At 62.3% G+C, this 21,823-nt stretch carries 21 protein-coding genes; 11 read left to right on the forward strand and 10 right to left on the reverse strand.

Features of this window, described 5'->3' with window-relative positions:
- Positions 1-13: 13 nt before the first annotated feature.
- Both G3A50_RS18830 and G3A50_RS18835 read right to left on the reverse strand, forming a co-directional pair.
- Entirely contained in the window at positions 14-601 is a 588-nt protein-coding gene (locus G3A50_RS18830; RefSeq protein WP_163077841.1) for a TRAP transporter small permease subunit, read from the reverse strand.
- A 73-nt stretch (positions 602-674) separates the two neighbouring features.
- Positions 675-1,805 (reverse strand): TRAP transporter substrate-binding protein, encoded by a 1,131-nt coding sequence (locus G3A50_RS18835; RefSeq protein ID WP_163076674.1) that lies wholly within the window; start codon positions 1,803-1,805, stop codon positions 675-677.
- Between the two features lie 841 nt (positions 1,806-2,646).
- Between G3A50_RS18835 and G3A50_RS18840 the strand changes: the two genes are divergently transcribed.
- The 6 genes from G3A50_RS18840 to G3A50_RS18865 all read left to right on the forward strand — a co-directional run bounded on the left by G3A50_RS18840 (position 2,647) and on the right by G3A50_RS18865 (position 10,395).
- The gene (locus tag G3A50_RS18840) at positions 2,647-4,860 is read left to right on the forward strand and encodes an esterase-like activity of phytase family protein (protein WP_163076675.1); all 2,214 of its coding nucleotides are present in this window, start codon (positions 2,647-2,649) and stop codon (positions 4,858-4,860) included.
- Between the two features lie 163 nt (positions 4,861-5,023).
- Positions 5,024-5,686: a TetR/AcrR family transcriptional regulator gene (locus G3A50_RS18845; RefSeq protein ID WP_163076676.1), complete on the forward strand. Its 663-nt coding sequence runs from the start codon at positions 5,024-5,026 to the stop codon at positions 5,684-5,686.
- On the forward strand, positions 5,683-6,645 hold the full coding sequence (locus G3A50_RS18850) for an HlyD family secretion protein (RefSeq protein WP_163076677.1): 963 nt from the start codon (positions 5,683-5,685) through the stop codon (positions 6,643-6,645). Before G3A50_RS18845 ends, G3A50_RS18850 begins: the two co-directional genes overlap by 4 nt.
- On the forward strand, positions 6,642-7,583 hold the full coding sequence (locus G3A50_RS18855) for an ABC transporter ATP-binding protein (RefSeq protein ID WP_163076678.1): 942 nt from the start codon (positions 6,642-6,644) through the stop codon (positions 7,581-7,583). The genes G3A50_RS18850 and G3A50_RS18855 overlap by 4 nt, the downstream gene beginning before the upstream one ends.
- Positions 7,580-8,731: an ABC transporter permease gene (locus G3A50_RS18860; RefSeq protein ID WP_163076679.1), complete on the forward strand. Its 1,152-nt coding sequence runs from the start codon at positions 7,580-7,582 to the stop codon at positions 8,729-8,731. The genes G3A50_RS18855 and G3A50_RS18860 overlap by 4 nt, the downstream gene beginning before the upstream one ends.
- 239 nt (positions 8,732-8,970) lie before the next feature.
- Positions 8,971-10,395: an MFS transporter gene (locus tag G3A50_RS18865; protein ID WP_163076680.1), complete on the forward strand. Its 1,425-nt coding sequence runs from the start codon at positions 8,971-8,973 to the stop codon at positions 10,393-10,395.
- An 87-nt stretch (positions 10,396-10,482) separates the two neighbouring features.
- Here G3A50_RS18865 and groL read toward each other — a convergent pair whose 3' ends face one another.
- Complete coding sequence (gene groL, locus G3A50_RS18870; RefSeq protein WP_163076681.1) at positions 10,483-12,120, reverse strand: chaperonin GroEL; 1,638 nt, start codon at positions 12,118-12,120, stop codon at positions 10,483-10,485.
- A 45-nt stretch (positions 12,121-12,165) separates the two neighbouring features.
- Entirely contained in the window at positions 12,166-12,480 is a 315-nt protein-coding gene (gene groES / locus G3A50_RS18875; protein ID WP_163076682.1) for a co-chaperone GroES, read from the reverse strand.
- A 291-nt stretch (positions 12,481-12,771) separates the two neighbouring features.
- On the opposite strand from groES, the gene G3A50_RS18880 reads away from it, so the two are divergent.
- Positions 12,772-13,098, forward strand: a complete 327-nt coding sequence (locus G3A50_RS18880; protein WP_163076683.1) for an usg protein — start codon at positions 12,772-12,774, stop codon at positions 13,096-13,098.
- Positions 13,099-13,240: 142 nt separating this feature from the next.
- On the forward strand, positions 13,241-13,843 hold the full coding sequence (locus tag G3A50_RS18885) for an exopolysaccharide biosynthesis protein (protein WP_246251879.1): 603 nt from the start codon (positions 13,241-13,243) through the stop codon (positions 13,841-13,843).
- A gap of 15 nt (positions 13,844-13,858) precedes the next feature.
- On the opposite strand, the gene G3A50_RS18890 is transcribed toward G3A50_RS18885, so the two are convergent.
- From G3A50_RS18890 to G3A50_RS18915, 6 genes are all read right to left on the reverse strand, one after another.
- Positions 13,859-14,605: an SDR family oxidoreductase gene (locus G3A50_RS18890; protein ID WP_163076684.1), complete on the reverse strand. Its 747-nt coding sequence runs from the start codon at positions 14,603-14,605 to the stop codon at positions 13,859-13,861.
- A 367-nt stretch (positions 14,606-14,972) separates the two neighbouring features.
- Positions 14,973-15,719, reverse strand: coding sequence for a proteasome-type protease (locus tag G3A50_RS18895; RefSeq protein WP_163076685.1), 747 nt, complete (start codon positions 15,717-15,719; stop codon positions 14,973-14,975).
- A 94-nt stretch (positions 15,720-15,813) separates the two neighbouring features.
- Entirely contained in the window at positions 15,814-16,650 is an 837-nt protein-coding gene (locus G3A50_RS18900) for a transglutaminase family protein (protein WP_163076686.1), read from the reverse strand.
- A 22-nt stretch (positions 16,651-16,672) separates the two neighbouring features.
- Positions 16,673-17,617, reverse strand: coding sequence for an alpha-E domain-containing protein (locus G3A50_RS18905; RefSeq protein WP_163076687.1), 945 nt, complete (start codon positions 17,615-17,617; stop codon positions 16,673-16,675).
- Between the two features lie 11 nt (positions 17,618-17,628).
- Positions 17,629-18,252, reverse strand: a complete 624-nt coding sequence (locus tag G3A50_RS18910; RefSeq protein ID WP_163077845.1) for a LysE family translocator — start codon at positions 18,250-18,252, stop codon at positions 17,629-17,631.
- Between the two features lie 140 nt (positions 18,253-18,392).
- A complete protein-coding gene (locus G3A50_RS18915) occupies positions 18,393-19,814 on the reverse strand; it encodes a circularly permuted type 2 ATP-grasp protein (protein WP_163076688.1) in 1,422 nt (473 codons plus the stop codon).
- Between the two features lie 214 nt (positions 19,815-20,028).
- Between G3A50_RS18915 and G3A50_RS18920 the strand changes: the two genes are divergently transcribed.
- The 3 genes from G3A50_RS18920 (at position 20,029) to G3A50_RS18930 (ending at position 21,788) form a co-directional block, all read left to right on the forward strand.
- The gene (locus tag G3A50_RS18920) at positions 20,029-20,781 is read left to right on the forward strand and encodes a competence/damage-inducible protein A (protein ID WP_163076689.1); all 753 of its coding nucleotides are present in this window, start codon (positions 20,029-20,031) and stop codon (positions 20,779-20,781) included.
- Between the two features lie 103 nt (positions 20,782-20,884).
- Positions 20,885-21,391, forward strand: a complete 507-nt coding sequence (gene gpt / locus G3A50_RS18925) for a xanthine phosphoribosyltransferase (RefSeq protein ID WP_163076690.1) — start codon at positions 20,885-20,887, stop codon at positions 21,389-21,391.
- 22 nt (positions 21,392-21,413) lie between these two features.
- A complete protein-coding gene (locus G3A50_RS18930) occupies positions 21,414-21,788 on the forward strand; it encodes a hypothetical protein (RefSeq protein WP_163076691.1) in 375 nt (124 codons plus the stop codon).
- The last annotated feature ends 35 nt before the right edge of the window (positions 21,789-21,823 follow it).

Raw genomic sequence — 21,823 nt, forward strand, 5'->3', positions numbered from 1 at the left:
TCTAAGCGGGCGGTCACGAATGGGCCCGCTGCTCGAGTTCTTGCTCGCGCTGATGGATGAGGGCTTCCTCGGTCTCCTCGACGTCCTTTTCGGCGCGCAGCCATTCGCCCGTTCGCAGGCAAAGCACGCAGCGGAAAATCTGGGCGACGCCCTGGATCGCGAGCAGGAGACCGGCGGCTACCATCACCGACTTGAACTGGAAGATAGGCACGCCGGCAGGGCTGTTGATGCTGACTTCGCCATAGCTCCACGAGCGGCTCGAGTACTTCCAACCGGTGATGATCAGGGCGAGCACACCAGGGAAGAAGAAGATCAGGTAGAGGACGAGGTCGACGGCCGCCTGCGTTCGGGGTTTCCAGAGCCGGTAGACAAAGTCGCCTCGGACGTGGCCACCCTGAGAAAGCGTGTAAGCGCCCGCCATCAGAAAGAGCGTGCCGTACATTATGAAGGACATGTCGAACGCCCAGGGCGTCGGCGCGTTCAGCACATAGCGCACGAAGACTTCGTAGCTGGTGCCGAATGTCATCAGCAGGATCAGCCACGCGAATGTCTTGCCAAACCAGCCGGACAGCCGATCGGCCAAACGTATGAATCCAATCAATGGAAGGTGCTCCCCGGTCACTAAGCCGGGAGCGCCACAGGCGCTCCCGGCAGGTGCAGGCTCCGAGTGAAGGTCAGATCGCGAGTTTTCCGGGGAAGTAGTGATTGTAGGCGAGGCCGAGATCGGCCGCGTTCATCAGCTCATAGTAGGTGACCCGTTCCACCCACGCGCGCTGGCTCTCCATCACCCGGCGCATGTAATCGTCCTTCGAGAGCGTCTCGATCAGCGCGTCCCAAGCGACCAGCTGTGCCGCGAGGATGTCCTTGGGCGTGCGGTACACCGTGACGCCGAGCTGTTCCTGGAGCTTCTTGAGGTCGGCCGAGTAGTTGTCGAGCGCGAAATAGGTGTTCGACGCCGCCGAGGCATCGACGCCGTGCCGCAGGATCGCCTGCAGGTCGGGGTCGAGATCGTCCATGAAGTCCCGGTTGAACAGGAATTCGAAGGCTTCAGATGCCTGATGATAGGAGCTGAGATAGTAGTTGGTGGCCACGTCTGCCGTGCCGAAGCGCAGGTCCGACGAGGGATTGTTGAACTCGAACGCATCGATGACGCCGCGTTCCATCGCTGGCACGATTTCGCCGCCTGGAAGCTGGGCGACGCTCATGCCCATCTGCTGCATCAGGTCGGCCGCCAGTCCGACGGTACGGTACTTGATGCCCTGAATGTCGGCGACGCCGTTGATCGGCTTCTTGAACCAGCCAAAGGGCTGCGCCGGCATCGGGAAGCCGAACAGGCCGTAGACGTTGAGGCCGAGGATGTCCTGGGTAAGCTCGCGATAAAGTTCCTGTCCGCCGCCCTGGTAATACCAGCCGAGCATCGTGGTGGCGGAGCCGCCAAAGACGGGGCCGGTTCCGAAGAAGGACGCGCCCTTGTGCTTGCCGTACCAATAGGAAGACACGCTGTGCGCGGCGTCGATCACGCCGTCATTGACGCCGTCGAGCACCTGGAAGGCACCGACCACCGCGCCAGCGGGCAGGAGATCGATCTTGAGACGTCCGCCCGACATTTCCTCAACGGCGACGACATACTGACGGGCGAAGTCCATCCAGATGTCCGATGCCGGCCAGGAAGTCTGCATCTTTACCACTACCGGGGCCTGGGCAAGCACGGCCGGTGCGGCGAGAGCGCTGGCGGCGACGCCACCCGCGAGAGCGCCCGAGCTGAGAAATGAGCGACGCGAGAGCGCCTTCGTAGACTTCGACATTCGTTCCTCCCGTTTTCGGATTCCGGATATTGATCCGGTTGAATTCGGCACTTTAAGCGGCCGATTTACATTTAGGTGATCGAGTAGGCGATATTACGAGTGATCGGCAAATGACGTTTAGTTCAGTCCGTAGAAGTTGTTATTAGCTTTCAGGTTCTCCAGAGCAGACAAGAAAAAGCTGTCGGTCGAGCGAAGTGCTGACCGTTATACATGCTGTGCTGGACCCCAATGCTGATCCCTCGGCAGTCCTACAGGTGGTTCAGTTGCGGGTCTTCAGTTACGCAACGACGTCAGCGGCGTGGATTACCTTGTCGCGCCACCTCATGCTCCCATGGCGATCGTCACATGCGTCTCGCAAGCAACTAGGAGCGTGTTGTGGAGATACGCAGCATCCACTTCAGCGTCGCTTGAACCGCAGCCTGCAGGCCATTGGCTCGGAGCGGGTGTTACGCGCGTCCCGAACCGTTGGAACCCCGTCTAGCAACGTGCAGCCCGTCATCGGGCCAATACGTGCTTGCGGCACTGCCGTGGAATAAATGGCTCATACTTCCTCCCAATGTGCGTACCCAGATGAACTGAGTTCTCCACACTGCGAGACCGGGCATCCGGTCTCGCCGGGCAGCGCTTGTGCGCCTTGTCCCGATGGCACAAGGAGACGATGCCCGGGGGGCAAGCGCAAGTACTAAATTGTAGCTTTTTACCCAATCGGATTGGACGAAAGTCGTAGACGGCGGCGCTATCGCAACGATTCCGCGTGATTTCGTCATCCCCTTGTCATTCGCAGATACTTGAAGTGCGCCCCAAGGCGGACTCGGGGTCCGCGCCACCAGGGATCTCACTCATGCGCTCCATTCTTCTCGCAGGCGTGTCGGCCATCGTGCTTGGCCTTGCGGCTTCCGCAGCTGTTGCCCAGTCGCCGGCGCCGTTCAATCGCATTGCGACGTTCAATGTCATCGACAACCTGCCCGCAGGCGCGGATCCGTCAAAGTCGACAGCGGCCGAGATCATCACCTTTACCGAGGATGGCAACACGCTGATCTACAGCGACAGCCCCGGGCATCGGATCGGCTTCGTCGACATCACCGATCCGAATATGCCGAAGGCCGCCGGTGTGGTGGCTCTGGACGGCGAGCCGACGACGACCGTCGTTATCGGTGGCAAGGCCTATGTCGGCGTGAACACCTCGGTGACGAAGTCGAACCCTTCAGGCCATCTCGCGGTGGTCGACATCGCCACGCGCAAGGTCGAAGACAAGATCGACCTGGGCGGCCAGCCTGATGCCGTGGCCAAGAGTCCGGATGGCAGCTACCTGGCCATCGCCATCGAGAATGAGCGCGATGAGGAGATCAATGACGGCGCGATGCCCCAGCTGCCGCCGGGCAACCTGACCTATTTCGAGGTCAAGAACGGCCGCGTGGTCGACGAGTCCAAGAAGGTTGTTGATCTCACGGGCCTCGCCGCCGTAGTGCCCGAGGACCCCGAGCCTGAATATGTCGACATCAACTCCCGCAACGAAGTCGTCGTGACGCTGCAGGAGAACAATCACATCGTTATCGTGGACCTGCCCACCGGCAAGGTGACGAACAGCTTCTCCGCTGGCACGGTGGACCTCGACCAGATCGATACCAAGAAGGACAAGGTGATCGACCTGTCCGGCTCGATGAAGGATGTGCCGCGCGAGCCCGACACCGTTCAGTGGATCGATGACAACCGCTTTGTCATTGCCAATGAAGGCGACTGGAAAGGCGGCACGCGCGGCTTCAGCATCTTCGACAAGACCGGCAAGCTGCTGTTCGAGTCCGGCAACGTGCCGGAGCACATGGCGGTGAGCCTTGGGCACTACCCCGACAAGCGCAACAAGAAGGGCATCGAGATGGAGGGCGCAGAAGTCGCGACCTTCGGTGATGACCGCCTGATCTTCGTTGCCTCCGAGCGCGGCTCCATTGTTTTTGTGTACCGCGACAAGGGTGGTGCCGAGGCACCGGAATTCCTGCAGGTGCTGCCGGGTGGCATCGGGCCGGAGGGGCTGATGGCCATTCCGAGCCGCAACCTGTTCGTCACCGCCAGCGAAACGGACCTGCGCGATGAAGGCGGGATTGGTTCCGTCGTGACGGTCTACGAGCGCCAGGCTGGCAAGAGCTCGACCTATCCGACCATCAAGTCGGTGAACGGGCCTGACGGTCTGCCGATCTGGTGGTCCGCGCTCTCCGGCTTCGCGGCGGATCCCGCAACGCCTGCCAAGCTCTATGCCGTGACCGACAGCGCGTATGCGCAGGCCCGGGTACTGACCGTCGACGCTTCGTCGATCCCGGCGAAGATCACCGACGCGATGGTGCTGACCCGCGACGGGCAGCCGGCCAAGGGGCTCGACCTCGAAGGCATCGCGGTTCGGCCGGAAGGGGGCTTCTGGATCGTTTCCGAAGGCAATCCGGAGAAGAAGGAAAATCCGACGCAGAATCTTCTGCTGCGCGTGGGTGCCGATGGCGCGATCGCCGAGGAGATTGCCCTTCCTGAAGCCGTCGCCGCACAGGCCAAGCGCTTCGGCTTCGAGGGTGTGGCCGTGGTCGGTTCCGGCGCGAACGAGACGGTCTGGATCGCCGTTCAGCGGGAGTGGAAGGACGATCCCAAGGGCTTCGTGAAGCTGATCGCCTACACGCCCGCAACGATGAGCTGGGCTTATGTGCGCTATCCGCTCGACCAGCCCGAAAAGGGGTGGATCGGCCTCTCTGAGCTGACCGCCTACAAGGACGGCTTTCTGGTGATCGAGCGCGACAACCAGATCGGCCCCAGCGCCAAGGTGAAGAAGCTCACCTATGTCTCGCTCAAGGGAGTGACCCCGGTCGCCCTGGGGTCGGAGGCCCAGCCGCCGGTGCTGGTCAAAACCGACGCGAAGGACCTTCTGCCGCTTCTCAAGGCTCCCAACGGCTATGTGCTCGACAAGATCGAGAGCTTTGCCATCGACAAGGACGGCAATGCGTTTCTCGTGACGGACAATGACGGCGTCGACGGTTCTTCCGGCGAAACCCAGTTCTTCGCCATCGGCAAGATGAACTGATCGCATAACCATAGCCATCAAGGTGGACGGGCGCCCTCGCGGCGCCCGTTTTGCGTTTGGCCTGGGTGCATTCCGGCGAGGGGCCTGCCTGTCATGAAGGAACCCTCGTCAAACGGACCATGTTGATTTATGACTGACTGGTCAGTCATAGAAGGAGGGCGGCGTGGCCGACGAATCCGACGCGCACGGAGGTACTGTTTCGCCGGCGCGTGGCCGGAAAGCGGGCAGGGACCCGGCCGATCGCCGTCGGGCGATACTCGACGCCGCCCTTGTGGTGTTCGCAGAGCGCGGTTTCGCCGGGGCGCGCATGCAGGACGTGGCCACCCGCGCCGGCGTCGCGAAAGGCACGCTTTACCTCTATTTCAAGGCCAAGGAGGCGCTCTTCGAAGGGCTTGTGCGTGAAGCGATCGATCCGGTTTTGGGCCGGATGGAGCGCGAATTCGCGGAGTTTACCGGCAGCACACGGCAGTTCCTCTCGGTGCTGTTCGCGCATCTGGCCAACGAAGCGGTGCGTTCACCGCGCCGGCATGTCATTCGGCTGCTGCTTGGCGAGGGGGAGCGCTTTCCCGAGCTTGCCGATTTCTATTATCGCGAGGTGGTATCGCGGGGGCTCGGCCTGTTGCGTGCGATCAACGCGCGTGCGCTGGAGCGCGGTGAGATCTCCTCCGACGCGGGACTGCGCTTTCCCCAGCTTCTCGTCGCCCCTCTTCTCGTCGCCACGGCGTGGGAGGGCTTGTTTCAGCGCAACGAAACACTGGACGTGGCGGGCATGTTGGAAGCGCATGCTGAGATCGTGCTGAGGGGGCTAGGGTGGAGGGATTCATGAGGCGCATCCGCTCAAAGGGGGGCCTCGGTGCGCTGCTGCTCGCCCTTGCGCTGGCGGCGTGCGCCGACAAAGGCCCGCCGCGCTATCAGGGCTATGCCGAATCCGAGCTTATTTTCGTTGGCCCCGATGAGAGCGGTCGGGTGACGCGGCTTGATGTCGATGAGGGCGACCGTGTGCAGAAGGGCCAGATGCTCTTCCAGATCGACCCTGTGCTGCAACAGTCCGAGGTCGATTCAGCTGTGGCCAATCTGGACGAGGCCAAGGCCCAACTCGCCGATCTCAAGGCCAGCGCCCAGCGCCCTGAAGAGATCGCGGTGCTGGAGGCCAGCCAGCGGCGCGCTCAGGCGGCGCTGGAACTGTCGCGCATCGAGCTTGGAAGGCAGCAGGATCTTTACGCCAAGAAAGTCGGCTCCAAGGCGGCGCTGGACAGCGCGCAGGCGAGTTTCGACCAGAACCAGGCGGCGCTGGACGAAATCAGCAAGCAGATGGATGTCGGGCGCCTGGCATCGCGTGATGAGCGGGTGACGGCCGCTGAGAAGGCCGTGCTCGTCGCGCAGGCAAACCTCGACGCGGCGACAACGAGGCTTGAACGCCGCAAGCTCACCGCGCCTTCCGATGGCTCGGTGGAGACGGTTTATTTCCGCCCAGGCGAATTGGTGCCGGTCGGGCGACCGGTGCTGTCGCTGCTGCCGCCGGAACTCATCAAGATGCGCTTCTTCGTGCCCGAACCGGACCTGAACCGTTTCAAGCTCGGCACAAAAGTGCAGGTGAGCTGCGACGGCTGCGGGGAGGGCGTTGCCGCCACGGTAAGCTACATTGCCGAGGAGGCCGAATACACGCCACCGGTCATCTATAGTCTCGACGAGCGCGCCAAGCTTGTCTTCATGCTGGAGGCCAGGCCGGAAGATCCGCTGAAGTTGCGCCCCGGCCAGCCAATCACCGTCGAGATCGCGCAATGACGGAGGGCGGGCGAGACGTCGACTATGCCATCGAGGTCGAAGGACTCAGCAAGAAGTTCGGCGACCGCGTGGTGGTACGTGACCTCACCATGCGGGTCCGCCGCGGGCAGATCTACGGATTTCTGGGGCCCAACGGCTCAGGCAAGACGACGACCATTCGCATGCTGTGCGGCCTGCTTACCCCGGATTCCGGACGCGGCACCTGCCTCGGCATGGATATCCTCACCCAGTCACGCGCCATCCGGCGTCATGTCGGCTACATGACGCAGCGCTTCAGCCTCTATGCGGACCTCTCCGTTCGCGAGAATCTGGAATTCGTCGCACGGGTCTATGGTGTGCCGGATCCGGTGGGCGCTGCACGGGCGGCGGTGCAACGGTTGGGGCTGGAAGGGCGCGGACGGCAGCTCGCAGGATCGCTTTCCGGCGGTTGGAAGCAGCGGCTCGCGCTTGGCGCCTGCATATTGCCCTCGCCGAAAGTGCTGCTGCTCGACGAGCCGACAGCGGGCGTGGACCCCAAGGCGCGGCGTGAGTTCTGGGCGCAGATTCACGAACTGGCGGCCGAGGGGCTGACCGTGCTGGTGTCGACCCACTACATGGACGAGGCGGAGCGATGCCATGAGATCGCGTATATCGCCTATGGCGATCTGCTCGCGCAGGGCACGGTCGATCAGGTGATCGCGTCTGTCGGGCTGGTGACATGGAACGTCTCCGGACCCGATCCCGCCGCGCTGGCGCGTGAACTCGCCGAACTGCCCGGCGTTGAGATGGTTGCACCGTTCGGCAACTCCGTTCACGTGGGCGGGCACGATGCTGCCGCGCTGGAGGCGGCCATCGCGCCGCTGCGCGAACGTCCCGGCCTGGTCTGGCGGCGGGATGAGCCCACGCTGGAAGACGTCTTCATCGACCTCATGAGCCGGTCGAAGGACAATTTCCAATGATCCTGAGCGGCTTCTTCCAGCGCGTCGGGGCGATGGTGCGCAAGGAGTTCCTTCAGCTTGCCCGTGATCGGGTGTCCTTCGCCACCATGATCAGCATCCCTCTGCTGCAACTGGTGCTGTTCGGTTACGCGATCAACACGACCCCGCGTCATCTGCCGACCGCCGTGCTCGCCTACGAAAACACGTCGCTGACGCGCTCCATTCTCGCCGCGATCGAGAACACCAAGTATTTCGCCGTCGTCGCACAGCCATCCAGTGCGGTCGAGGCGGACCATTTGATGCGCTCAGGTGATGTGTCTTTCATCGTGGAAATCCCGGCGGGTTTCGAGCGCGCGGTGCGGCGGGGTGAAAGCCCATCCATGCTGGTCGCGGCCGACGCCACCGACCCCGTCGCGTCCGGCAGCGCGGTCGCAGCGCTGAGGGCGCTGGTGGATACGGCGGTTCAGCGGGAACGCTTCACCAAGGAGGGAGGACCATCGGGATCGGGTCTCGAGGCCGCGCCGCCCCCGTTTCAGATCATCACCCACGCCCGCTACAACCCGGCGGCGGTGACGCAGCTGAACATCGTGCCCGGATTGCTCGGCACTATTCTCACCATGACGATGCTGATCTTCACCGCCCTCTCCGTTACGCGCGAGATCGAGCGGGGGACCATGGAATCGCTGCTGGCCATGCCGATCCGGCCAGTGGAGGTGATGCTCGGCAAGATCGCGCCCTATGTGCTGGTGGGGGCGATGCAGGCGGCGATGATCGTGCTGGCAGGCCTGTTCCTGTTCAACGTCCCCATGATCGGGTCTCTGGGGCTGCTTACCACGCTCACCGTGCTGTTCATCGTCGCCAACCTGTCGATTGGCTACACATTCTCGACGCTGGCCCAGAACCAGCTCCAGGCGGTGCAGATGACGTTCATGTACTTCCTGCCCAACATCCTGCTTTCCGGTTTCATGTTCCCCTTCGCAGGCATGCCGGACTGGGCGCAATGGATCGGAGAAACGCTGCCGCTGACGCACTACCTGCGCATGGTGCGCGGCATTCTGTTGAAGGGCGCGGATGCCGCCGACCTGATGAACAACATCCTCGCGCTGTCCGCCATCATGGTGGTGGCGATGGTGATCGCCGTTAAGCGCTTCCGGCAAACGCTGGACTGAGGCGCCGCTACACAAAGTTGGATGGCATCGCACCTCGATTTCCCGAGCCCGAGTATCCGGCTCGACCTGTCACAGCGCATTCACGCCGCTCGCCGTAACTGATGTCTGCCAGCTTATTGGGGGATGAAATGACGCGAGAGAGTTCAACCGGACGTGCGGCGGGTGCCGGGAGAAGGGTGCAGGACTACATCGACGAGTTTCCCCTCTGGCCCGATGGGACCCCCGTCGGGCGGGCGCCGATGACGGCCATGCAATGGCGCATCTGGTGGCTCGCCGCCTTCGGCAAGTTCTTCGAGGGCCTCGTCGTCTTTATGACGGGCGTCGCCCTGCCGCTGATTTCGGCTGAGTTCGACATGGACGCCACCCAGCACGGCTTCGTCGGCGCGGCTTCGCTGGCGGGTATCCTGGTTGGCGCACTCGCTCTCGGCGGGCTTTCGGACACATTCGGCCGCAAGTTCATGTTCGTGGTCGAGATGATCATCTTCATGGTTTTCCTCGTCCTGCTGTCGGTGAGCCCCAGCTACTTCTGGCTCGTCGTCTTCCTGTTCGGCGTTGGGGTGGCTCTGGGCTGTGACTACCCAACCGCGCATCTCATCATTTCCGAGAGCATTCCGAGCGCATCGCGCGGGCGTCTGGTTCTGGGGGCGTTCGGCTTTCAGGCGCTTGGAGCACTGGTCGGCAGCGCCGTTGGCTACGTGGTTCTGGTCAATCTTCCAGACGTCTCGGCCTGGCGCTGGATGTACGCGACAGCCATCATCCCGGCCGCCCTGGTCACGCTTGGTCGCTTCTACGTCACCGAAAGCGCCCCGTGGCTGTTCGCCCATGGCCGCATCGATGAAGCCGAGCGCGAGGCTGCCAGGCTCCTCAAGCGCGATCCCACCTATCCCCGCACAGTCATGCTTGTCCGCCAAAGTGCTCGACACCATCAGCACCCTTCCCAGATGGGCTGGTCGGCGCTGTTCAACAGGCAGAACCGCCGGGCCACCATTCTGGCTTCAGTGCCCTGGTTTCTGCAGGATCTTGGCACCTATGGCATCGGCCTGTTCACGCCGACCATCCTGGCCGCCGCCCTGGGCCATTCGGCTGTCCAGGTGCACAACGTCACCGATATTATCGGCAATCAGATCCTTGCGGCGCAGGGCGTGGCGCTGGTCGACGTGCTGTTGATCGTGGGTGTTGTCGGAGCGGTAATGCTGGCGGACCGGGTAGGACGTATTCCGCTGCAGGTGCTCGGCTTCATCGGTTGCGCCGCTGGGCTGCTGATCGCGTCCTTCTCCACCCAGTACACCGGCGTGGCGCAGACAGTGCTCATCTTCGCCGGGTTCATGCTGTTCAATTTCATGACCAATCTCGGTCCGAACGCACAGACTTACCTTCTGGCCGGTGAGGTGTTTCCGACTGAGGTTCGCGGCAAGGGTGCCGGCTTTGCGGCGGCCTTCGCCAAGATTGGCGCGGTCTCGACCGCCTTCCTGTGCCCCATCCTGCTGGCCGATATCGGCACGACCAATCTTCTCTACGGCCTGGCGGGAACCTCGTTGCTGGGCGCTCTCATCACCTGGCTGTTTCGTATCGAGACAGCAGGCGTCAATCTCGATCGCGCTCACGAGCGGGAACTGGATGCCGGGTACGACGCGGCGGCGGGCGAGGGACGCGAGGCCGCGTGATCCCGGCGCTTCGGTCGCAATCGCCCATACAACGAAAAAGGCGCGGCTTTCGCCGCGCCTTTCCCATTCAGAAGCGTGGAACGTCGATCAGAAGTCCATGCCGCCCATGCCGCCGCCCGGCATGGCCGGGGCCGCGCCGCCCTTCTTGGGCAGTTCGGCGATCATGGCTTCGGTGGTGATCAGCAGCGAAGCCACCGACGCCGCGTTCTGGATCGAGGAACGCAGCACCTTGGCCGGATCGATCACGCCCGCCTTGAACATGTCGACATATTCGCCGGACTGGGCGTTGAAGCCGAAGGAGTAGCTGTCCTTCTCAAGGATCTTGCCGACGATGACGGAGCCGTCCTCGCCCGCATTGCTGGCGATCTGGCGAGCCGGAGCCTGGATCGCCTTGCGGACGATATCCACGCCGGTCTTCTGGTCGGAATTGGCGGTCTTGACGCCTTCCAGCACCTTGGTGGCACGCAGCAGAGCAACGCCGCCGCCCGGAAGGATGCCTTCTTCGACGGCCGCACGGGTGGCGTGCAGGGCGTCGTCGACGCGGTCCTTCTTCTCCTTGACTTCGACTTCGGTCGCGCCGCCGACGCGGATCACCGCGACGCCGCCCGCGAGCTTGGCCAGACGCTCCTGGAGCTTCTCACGGTCGTAGTCCGAGGTGGTCTCCTCGATCTGCGCCTTGATCTGGGCAACGCGGCCCTCGATGTCCTTCTTCTTGCCGGCACCGTCGACAATCGTGGTGTTTTCCTTCTCGATCACCACCTTCTTGGCGCGGCCGAGCATGTCGAGCGTCACCGAGTCGAGCTTGATGCCGAGGTCCTCGGAGATGGCGTCGCCACCGGTCAGGATCGCGATATCCTGCAGCATGGCCTTGCGGCGGTCGCCGAAGCCGGGAGCCTTCACGGCCGCGACCTTGAGGCCGCCGCGCAGCTTGTTGACGACGAGCGTGGCCAGAGCCTCGCCCTCGACGTCCTCAGCGATGATCAGGAGCGGCTTGCCCGACTGGACAACAGCCTCGAGGACCGGGAGCAATTCCTGCAGGCCCGAGAGCTTCTTCTCGTGGATGAGGATGTAGGGGTCCTCGAACTCAACGCGCATCTTCTCGGCGTTGGTCACGAAGTAGGGCGAAAGGTAGCCACGGTCGAACTGCATGCCCTCGACGACGTCGAGCTCGGTCTCGGCGGTCTTGGCTTCCTCGACGGTGATGACACCCTCGTTGCCGACCTTCTGCATCGCCTCGGCGAGGAACTTGCCGACATCGGCGTCGCCATTGGCGGAGATGGTGCCGACCTGGGCGATCTCGCTGTTGGACGTCACCTTGCGGGCGTTCTTCTTGAGATCGGCAACGATCGCCTCGACAGCGAGGTCGATGCCGCGCTTGAGGTCCATCGGGTTCATGCCGGCGGCAACCGCCTTGGTGCCTTCCTTGACGATCGCCTGGGCGAGCACGGTGGCGGTGGTGGTGCCGTCGCCTGCGAGGTCATTGGTACGCGAGGCCACTTCGCGCACCATCTGGGCGCCCATGTTCTCGAACTTGTCCTCGAGCTCGATCTCCTTGGCGACGGTGACGCCGTCCTTGGTGATGCGCGGGGCGCCGAAGCTCTTCTCGATGACGACGTTACGACCCTTGGGGCCGAGCGTGACCTTCACCGCATTGGCGAGGATGTCGACGCCGCGCAGCATCTTGTCGCGCGCATCCGTCGAGAATTTTACTTCTTTGGCAGACATGTATTTTCACTCCGGTGAAGTGTGGCGAGCCGCGTTAAAGCGTGCTCACGCGGCCTTCTTGGCCGATGCGGTGGCTTCCAGGACGCCGAGAATGTCGGATTCCTTCATGATCAGATAATCGACGCCGTCGATCTTGACCTCGGTGCCGGACCACTTGCCGAACAGCACCTTGTCGCCCGCCTTGACGTCGGGCGGGACCAGCTTGCCGGCCTCGTCACGCGCGCCGGGACCAACCGCGACCACCTCGCCCTGGGAGGGCTTTTCCTTGGCGCTGTCGGGGATGATGATGCCGCCGGCGCTCTTCTCTTCCGCGTCGATGCGCTTGACCACTACCCGGTCATGCAGGGGACGGAACTTCATCGGTTCTCTCCAGAATTCGTATCGATCGCTAAATCTGTTGCGGCACGATTCCGGGATCGTCACCGTACCGCTGGCCGACATCTAGGAGTCGTCCAAATGCGACGCAAGGGCCGGACGGCAAAAAACTGGCAGTCACGAGGTGAGAGTGCCAGCGGGTGACGGCGGCGTCCTGTCAGCACTCCGTCAAACATGCTGCCAATGCATTGATATTGAACAGGAAATGCAAATTTTAACCTTGCGGGACGGTCGAGGGGTCCACACAATTGGAATCATCGCGACAGGAGGTTCCACATGGCATTCCAAGACGCGTCGAACGGGCCCACCACGGAAGCGCGCGCGCCGCGAGGTGTTGCATCACCGGACTTCATTCGGCAACTCACCGGCTATGGACTGACAACCGCGCAGATTCTCTATCGCATGCCCGACCACCCGGCGCTTCTACAGACCTATCTCTGGCAGCACTATGATCTGAGCCCGCATTTCCCGGAGTTGAACCGCTTTCTTGAATTCTGGGCGCGTGAACTGGAAGGCCCGCTGCACTCGGTCACGGTAGCCCACTCGCAACTCATCAAGCCGGCCGAATTGCGTCGCGTGGACGGAGTGTTCCGGTTGAACTGAGCGCTCCGGTGGTCGACCTGTGAGCGGAGGGCCGAGGCCTTTTTCACGCCGATGCCCTCTCCTTGCCGCTTTCCCCGTGCTATGAGGTCGGCGAAACGGGGGCCGGTTGGGTCATCCGTGGCATGAGGTGTCAGGTCGACCCGTGGATCACCGCTCCCCGCGCACGTCGGAGCTGCTCTCCGCGATCGTGACCGCCCATTCGGCGGAACGCATCGGCGTTGGCGAAGTCGTGCACGCATTGCGAAACCGTGCGTTCGGCCTCTCGCTCCTTCTGCTCGGCCTGCCGAACTGCCTGCCCATGCCTCCCGGAATTCCGGTGATCTGCGGCGTGCTGCTGAGCTTCGTCGGCGTGCAGATGATGCTTGGGCGGGATGAGCTGTGGCTCCCGCGCTGGCTTGCCAGTCGCACGTTCTCACGCAGCCTGCTCGAGAAAATCATCAACGGCGCCTTGAAATGGATACGCCGTTTCGAAGGGTATTCCCGGCCCCGGCTGATCTATTTCTCCAGCGCCTCCGCGCGCCTGGTGCTGGGGGGAATGGTGCTCGTCCTAGGGTTGTTGCTGCTGCTGCCGATACCGATCTTCGGCAACCTGCCGCCCGGTATCGCAGTCTGCATCCTTGGGCTCGGTCTGGTGGAGCGCGACGGCGCCTTCATTTGTGCGGGCATCGTCGCGACGCTGATCAGCCTTGGCGTGATGGGCTTTTTGAGCTGGATCCTGTTCCAGGGTGCTCTCGCCTATCTGTGAGGCCGAAATTCGGGCTTATCCCCGTCCCACGAACGGTGCGGCCGAGGCCATGATCGTCATGGTCAGCACATTGGCTTCAAGTGGCAGACTTGCCATGTAGGCCACCGCCCGGCCGGCATCGGCGGGATCGAAGGTCGGCTCGACCATGATCTGACCGTTCGGCTGGAGGATGCCGGTTTTCATCTTCACCGCCATGTCCGTATCGGCATTGCCGATATCGATCTGCCCGCAGGCGATGTTGTGGGCGCGTCCTTCCAGCGCGACCTGCTTGGTGAGGCCGGTCACAGCGTGCTTGGTCGCCGTGTAGGGGCCCGTCAGAGGGCGCGGCGCATGCGCCGAGATCGACCCGTTATTGATGATCCGTCCGCCCTTTGGATTCTGCGCCTTCATCATCCGCATCGCATGCTGGATGCACAGAAACACGCCTGTCAGGTTGACGTTCACGACGCGCTGCCAATCCTCCAGCGGAATGTCTTCGATAGGCGTCGCGGCTGACCAGCCACCTGCATTGTTGAACAGCAGGTCGAGCCGTCCATGGCGATCGGCGACCGTGTCGAACAGCGTTGCCACAGACTGAGGATCGGAAACGTCCGCTGGAATGACGTCAGTGCCCGCTCCGATCGCCTTGGCAACCGCCTCAAGAGGCTCAGGGCGGCGACCCGTGAGCACCACGGTGAACCCGGCTTCGACAAGGGCGATGGCGGCGGCCTTGCCGATGCCGGTGCCGGCGCCGGTGACGAGGGCGATGCGTGTGCGATTCATGGCGTTCTCCTCCGCGAGCGCGGAAGATGAACGAGCCTCACGGAAGGGGCAAGGCGTGCGCACGCACCACGAGCGAACCGATGCGCCTCACAAAAGCGTGGGAACCAGTTATCGCTGTCCGCGTTGTTACTGCGAAAGAGGTTGAACAACCCAAGTCATAGAACGAACATCAAGATTAATGAGGACGAAGGAGGCTCAATATGCCCGCTATTCTGATGTGGCTCATCGGCATTCCCATTCCGATCATCATTCTTCTGTACTTGCTGACCTGACGGTCTTTCGTCCGCCCGCGGATGTGGGCGGTAATACAACATAGGGACGACCGGAAGGCTGAACATCTTCCGGTCGTCTTTTGTATTTTTACGCGTCAGCGCACATCGCCATAGGGCGGACGTGGGATGGAAGTGTGCGCTGCCCTCAGTGCCGCCGACCAGCGCTCGCGAAGATCATGGAAATAGGGTTCGCCCGGCTCGATCCGGTAGCTCAGTTCCGCCTGGGCAGCATCACGCCGGGCGACCAGAATATCGATCGGCATGCCAACACCCAGATTGGAGCGCATGGTCGAATCCATTGAGATCAGCCCGGACTTCAGCGCGTCGTACAGATCGGTGTCGAACGTGATCGAGCGGTCGAGAACCGGCTTCCCATATTTGTGCTCGCCGATCTGCAGGAAAGGCGTGTCGTTCGTGCACTCGATGAAATTGCCCGCTGCGTAGATCATGAACATCCGCAGCCGTCCGCCATTCACCTGGCCGCCGAACAGGAACGACACGTCGAACCGAACATCGGCCGCCTTCAGGCTTTCGCCGTAGAGGCTGTAGACGTAGCGCGTCGCGCGACCGACCAGTTGCGTCGCCCGGAACATGCTGGTGCAGCCGACCAGCGTTTCCTTCTTGCCGGTCTCGGGGTTTTCGAGGCCTTCCTGAAGAGTGCTGATCACCGCCTGCGAGATGGACAGATTGCCGGCTGTGGCGAGAGCCATGATATGGCGGCCCGGCTCCTCGAAGATGTGGAGCTTGCGGAAGGTCGAGACGTTGTCCAGTCCGGCATTGGTCCGCGTGTCGGCGATCATGACCAGACCGTCATTCACGAGAATCCCGCAACAATAGGTCATGGAAGGCACTTCCCCTTAGATCCGCAGCGCCAAGGCGTGCGGACTCGCCCCCTGCGCGCCCTTATAGCGGGGCGCTTTCCTGATCGGCAACACGTCAGCCCTGAATCTGCCGGCTTGATTGGTCGACCTGCAGGGCGACAGAAAGTTGCTCGTCGCCTCCGCCATAGCGGTTGCCGCGAACCGGCGCGGCGCCCAGATAGTCCAGTCCTATGGCGAGCCGGATATAGGCGTCGGTCGGGCATTGCTTGTTCGTGGCGTCGAACCCAATCCAGCCCAGATCCTCGACATAGGCTTCTGCCCAGGCGTGGCCTGCCTGATGGCCAGCGCCGGTGTCGGCTGCCGCTCCATCCCCGACCAGATAGCCGCTGACATAGCGGGCAGGAATGCCAAGATGGCGCGAGCACGCGATAAAAATGTGCGCAAAGTCCTGGCACACTCCGCGTTTCAACGCGAATGACTCGGCTGCGGTGGTCGAGGCGTGGGTCGGGTCAGGGTCATAGCTCATGACGTCGCCTATCGCGTCCATGAGGGCATGAAGCGTCGCCAGTCGGCTAGTGTCGTCGGTAACGATGGAATCAGCCAGGGCGCACAGTTCCGCTTCGGGCGCTGTCAGCTCCGTCTCGCGCATGAACAGCGATGGCGGAAAGCGCTCCTTGATACCGCGGACCACGCCGGCGGTGTCCTGGGTTTCCACCTCGCCTTCGACCAGCACACGCAGCTCGGAGATTGGCCCGTCTACGGCAAAGCTGTGGGTTATGTTGCCGAACGCGTCCTGATGGGCACGCAGCCGGCACCCCTCCGACACATCGATACGCCACCGGACGACATACTGGCCGTCATAGTTGCCAGGCGTCAGCCGTAATACCTGAATCGCTCCATTGGCAGGTGGATCGTACGTATAGGTCGTGGCGTGGTTTACATTAATACGCATGACGCAAGGACCCGTGGGCTGTTCACAGCAAGTACTGTTCGGTGACCGTGCCACCGACGCGGTTGTTCTCAAAAACGAAATTATCGATGTATTCGTGCAGGCCCGTCTGAAAAATGTCGTCCATGCGACTGTTGCCGAGCTTGGTCAGCGTCGACCGCGCAAGGCGCTGCGCTTGCCCCTGTCTCCCGTAGTAAGCGGCGATATCGTCGAGATAGCGGGTGATGTTCTGATAGCAGCTGGTCAGGGAGCGCGGCATCTGCCCGTTGAGAATGAGAAGATCGGCAACGAGCCAAGGCTTCACACTCTCGCGGTAAACCCAGTGGAAGCTGGTCAGAGCGGAGACCGAGCGAAGGATCGATGCCCACTGGAAATAGTCCAGAGGGCCGCCGACATGCTCGGAATCCGGCAGGAGCACATGATACTTCACATCAAGGATGCGGGCGGTGTTGTCTGCCCGCTCCACATACATTCCCACGCGTGAGAACCAGAACGCATCGTTGCGCAGCATGGTGCGGTACGCGGCGCCGTCGAAGCGCAGCGAGGTCTCCTTGACGAAGTTGAGGAACCGGGCAAGTTCCTCACGGGTCATGCTCTTGGTCGAGTATCGCTTCAGCTCAAGCCATGCGGAATTGATCGTCTCCCACATCTCGATGGTCAGCGCCGTCCGCACGGAGCGGGCATTTGTGCGCGCGGTTTCGAAGCAGTTGCGGATGGAGGACGGGTTTTCCTGCGCGAACGCCAGGAAGGCGATCACATTCTGCTCGTTCGCCTCATCGCCATGAAACTGCTTGAAAAGATCGGCGCATCCTGCGGTCAGAAGTGCCGAGCGCCACTCATTGGTCGAGCCGCCGTAAGCGGTCGGGAGCTGCGCCAGCCGCTGTGTCACATCGATGATGCGGGCGAGGCAGTCCGCTCGCTCCATGTAGCGGGCAAGCCAGTAAAGATTGTCTGCTGTGCGTGAAAGCATGGGACCCGCGTCTATTTGGCGTTGCGCCAGGCGAGCGTGGCGACGCCCGCCCCGATCAGAAGGGAGCCGCCGACACGATTGATGGCGGCGATGATGGATGGACGGCCGATCGTCTCACGCATGCGGCCAGCAACCAGCGCGAAACCAAAGGCATTGGCGCCGGCGAGGACGAGAAAGGTCAATTCAAGAATGACCATCTGCGAAAAGAAGTTCCGTCCAGGGTCGAGAAATTGGGGCAGGAAGGCAACGAAGAACGTGATGCTCTTCGGGTTGAGAGCGGTCACGATCCAGGAATGGGCGATGAGCCTTCCCGTTGATCCGGTCGATCGGGCTTCGCCGAGCCGAGCCTGTCCGCCGCTGCGCCACAGCTTGATGCCAAGCCAGATCAGATAACACGCACCGATCCATTTCAGTGCCGTGAACAGGGCAGCCGAAGTCGCCAGCAGGGCGCCAAGGCCAAGCATAGAAAGAGTCATGGCGGTGAAATCGCCAAGTGTCACGCCGATGGCGACCGGCAGTGCAACACGCCGTCCTTGGCCAAGAGCATAGGACACGACGAGCAATATCGTTGGGCCCGGAATCATCAGGAGAACCGCAGAAGCGGCGACGAAGGTCAGCCATGTTTCAATCGGCATCGATTCGCTCCAACCCACACTCGTGCGTATCGACATCCCAACACCGGGGAGACCGGACTGAAGGGACACTCTCTCGTTGCGGGCGGAAACCGGAACGACCGGCAGCCGTTCCGCCCCTCACCCTTATCACTAACCCGCCGTCAGCTCTCCTCCAGGACCCAGGTGTCCTTGGTGCCACCACCCTGGCTCGAATTGACGACCAACGAACCCGCCTGGAGTGCCACGCGGGTGAGCCCACCCGGCACAATGCGCACGCGATCCGAGCCGGTCAGTACAAACGGACGCAGATCCACATGGCGCGGAGCAATGCCTTCTTCCACGAAGGTCGGGCACGTCGACAGCGCCAGGGTCGGCTGGGCGATGAAGTTGTTCGGGTCTTCGATGAGCTTCGCGCGGAACAGTTCAATCTGTGCCTTGTCCGCACGTGGGCCGATCAGCATGCCGTAGCCGCCCGATCCGTGGACCTCCTTGACGACAAGCTCACTCAGATGATCGAGCACGTATTTCAGGTGGTCCGGCTCGCGGCAGCGCCAGGTCGGCACGTTCTTCAGCAGTGGCTCCTCGCCGAGATAGAAGCGGATGATATCCGGCATGTAGCTGTAGACCGCCTTGTCGTCGGCGACGCCGGTACCGACCGCGTTGGTCAGCGTGACATTGCCGGCGTTATAGGCGCTCATCAGCCCGGGCACGCCCAGAGCGCTGTCCGGCCTGAAGGCGAGGGGGTCGAGAAAGTCGTCGTCGAGGCGGCGATAAATCACGTCGACGCGGCGCGGCCCCTCGGTGGTGCGCATGAACACCACGTCGTTGCGTACGAACAGGTCCCGGCCTTCAACGAGTTCCACGCCGAGCTTGTCGGCAAGGAAGGAGTGCTCGTAATAGGCCGAGTTGTAGATGCCGGGCGTCAGCACGACCACAACCGGATCGCTCGTCGCCGTGTTCGGTGCGAGTGACTTCAGCGTCGCCAGCAATTCATCGGTGTAGTTCTCGACCGGGGCGACGCGGTTGTCCGCGAACAGTTCGGGGAAAAGCCGCATCATGATTTCGCGGTTTTCCAGCATGTAGGAAACGCCGGATGGCGTGCGGGCGTTGTCCTCCAGAACATAGAACGTCTCGGAATCCACACGCACCACATCGATGCCGGCGATATGGACGTAAAGATCGTGCGGGACCTTCTGGCCATTCATCTCTGGCCGGAAAACAGGGTTCTGGTAGACGAGATCCTCGGGCACCACACCCGCCTTCAGGATGTCGCGCTTGGTGTAAACGTCCTTGATATAGAGGTTCAGCGCCTTGGAGCGCTGTTCCAGTCCGCGTGACAGTCGACCCCACTCGCTGCTCGTCAGAATGCGCGGAATGATGTCGAACGGGATCAGCCTTTCCTGCGCATCGCTGTCGCCATACACCGCGAAGGTGATGCCGATGCGGCGAAATATGAACTCCGCCTCCTTCCGGCGATAGTCCAGGACATCAGGCGGAACTTCGCTGAGCCAGCGAGCCAGGGCGGAATACGCGGCACGGATAGAACCGTCCGGATTGGTCATTTCGTCGAAAGCGACGCTCATCGGTTCAAATCTACTCCCCAACTCCCACAAGTTAGCTACAAACGCGGGGCCAGAGGAAGAGGCGGAAGTTTCCAGATGGCGATATTCGACGAAAAGGCGAGCATTTGCCTAATCGATAGGCTTCGTGCCCTTGCTTGCGGCGTGGGCTGCGTTCATTTGTGGCGAAATGGCCGGTCGGCGGGGGCCATGGGTCATCATTCTGGAGTGGAATCGGATGAGCGGCGCGGTTGAGCCGGTCACGGCAGCCATCATGGTCGTGGGCGATGAAATTCTGTCGGGACGCACCAAGGACAGAAACATCGGCTACATCGCTGAGTATCTCACAGCCATCGGTATCGACGTCTGCGAGGTGCGTGTGGTGCCTGATATCGAGGAAGAGATCGTTGCTGCCGTGAACGCTCTTCGCGCGCGCTACACCTATGTGTTCTCGACCGGTGGCATCGGGCCCACCCACGACGACATCACGGCCGACTCGATCGCGAAGGCGTTCGGCGTGGCTATCGATGTCGATCCGAGGGCCCGCGCTATGTTACTCGAGCGCATTGCTGAGGCCGACCTGAACGAGGCGCGCCTGCGCATGGCGCGCATTCCCGCCGGGGCGGAACTGGTGCCGAATCCGGTTTCAAAGGCGCCGGGATTCTGGATCGAGAACGTGATCGTCATGGCGGGCGTGCCGACCATCATGCAGGCCATGCTCGACGAGGTGGCGCCGAAGCTTAAGACCGGCATCCGCATGCTCTCGGAAACCATTCCCGCCAATGCGAAGGAGGGCGATGTCGGAGGTCCGCTGCGCCTGATCGCGCAGGCCCATCCTGATGTCACCATAGGTTCCTATCCGTTCATCGCGGAGGATGGCCGGCCGAACACGAACCTCGTGGTTCGTTCGCGTGACCCCGGCAAGCTTGCCGCCGCCATGTTCGATGTTCGCGCGATGGTCGCTGACATTGCGATGAAGCTTGCACCCTGACGCGCGCGAACGGGGATATCGTGTGCTGCCACTGGAGTAGCGGCGGCGCCGCAGCTAATGATCTTGAACGCCTTTGCTGAGACCATTCGAGGTAAACTGATCCATGTCAGACGACCGCCAGACCAAGGCCTTCCCGGTCTCCTGGGATCAGTTCCATCGCGACGCGCGTGCGCTGGCCTGGCGGTTGGCGGGGGCCGGTCCCTTTTCCGGGATCGTGTGCATAACGCGCGGAGGTCTGGTGCCTGCCGCGATCGTGGCGCGGGAACTCGGCGTTCGGCTTATCGAAACGGTCTGCATCGCCAGCTATCACGACTACAAGAACCAGGGTGACACTGAGGTCCTGAAGCCGATCGCCGAAGCGGTGATCAAGGCCGCCGGGGCCAATGGCAGGGGCATCCTCGTAATCGATGACCTCGTGGACACCGGCAAGACGGCGAAAGTGGTGCGCGACATGCTGCCCGAGGCGCATTTCGCGACGGTCTATGCCAAGCCACTCGGAAGGCCCATCATCGACACCTTCATAACCGAGGTGAGCCAGGATACCTGGATCTACTTCCCTTGGGACATGGGGCTGACCTTCCAGCCCCCGATACGCGACGGCGTTGCCTGACAGAAGGCATTGAGAGGCTGGTATGGCTGACTGGAACGAGACGCCGCAAGACGAAGAAGAGAGCTATGAGGAAGTCTATGAAGAGCACCGCTCGGCGCTCTACGACCAGCTCATGGCGTACGCGGACGCGCATGATCTGAGCGATGGCTTCATGTCCGACCTCGTCTCGGATCTCGGCCTGTCGCTGCGCATGGTCGCTTATGCTGCCGAGACGGAGAAGCCTTCCGTCGGGGGGCTGAGGCTGGATCTCGAACGGTATACGCGCGAACTTGCAGAAAGCGTACGCGAGGCCAAGCGACAGGCCGCCGAGTTCATCGCCGAGGCCAAGGCCGCCCGCGAGCAGGACGAGGCTGAGAACCCGGACGAGCCGACGGATGCACAGGAGACGCGCCAGTAGCGTCCGCGGCGCCATGGGGGCGCTCGCCTTCAACT

The organism is Ancylobacter pratisalsi (assembly GCF_010669125.1).
Classification (GTDB): domain Bacteria; phylum Pseudomonadota; class Alphaproteobacteria; order Rhizobiales; family Xanthobacteraceae; genus Ancylobacter; species Ancylobacter pratisalsi.